This window comes from Caballeronia sp. LZ035 (genome assembly GCF_031451175.1).
Lineage (GTDB): Bacteria > Pseudomonadota > Gammaproteobacteria > Burkholderiales > Burkholderiaceae > Caballeronia.
The window spans coordinates 1-520 of record NZ_JARUXS010000041.1; the positions used below are offsets into that span (position 1 = coordinate 1).

1 protein-coding gene is annotated in these 520 nt (G+C 67.3%); it reads right to left on the bottom strand.

The genetic code is table 11. The features are described from left to right. Positions 1-520: SDR family NAD(P)-dependent oxidoreductase (locus tag QCE88_RS42235; protein ID WP_309911940.1), on the bottom strand; the 520-nt coding region annotated here is incomplete at both ends.

Here is a 520-nt window from a genome sequence, read left to right on the forward strand (position 1 = left end):
GCGGACCCGGCCGTGTCGTCCGGACCGCTCGCTCAGGCCGGTCCCGCTCTCATAAAGGCTATCGCCGTCGCGCCGGGGCTCGCTCGTGAGCTGGGCCTTCACACCGAGCCGGCTCGTCATGGCGTCGTACGCGCGCGGCGCCGATCGCCCGAACCAGGCCATGCCGCGCGATGCGCCACCCGCATAGATGTCGCGCCGCGGATGAGCCGCGGCGTGCAGTATGGCCTCCGCGACCACCTCGGGCGCATACACCGGCTGTGGCAGCTTCGGCTCATGATCCAGGTAGTTTTTCGCGTGCTCGACGAAGAGCGTGTCGATGCCCGCGGGCTTGACGAGGGTCACCGAGACCGGTGCGTGCTCGTCGGCGAGTTCGATGCGTAACGCGTCGGTGAAGCCCTTCACCGCATGCTTCGATGCAACGTATGCGCCTTGCAACGGAATGGCGACGTCCGATAGTTCGCTTCCGAGATTGATGAGCGCGCCGCCCCGTTCCCGCAAATGTTGCACGGCGACGACCGAG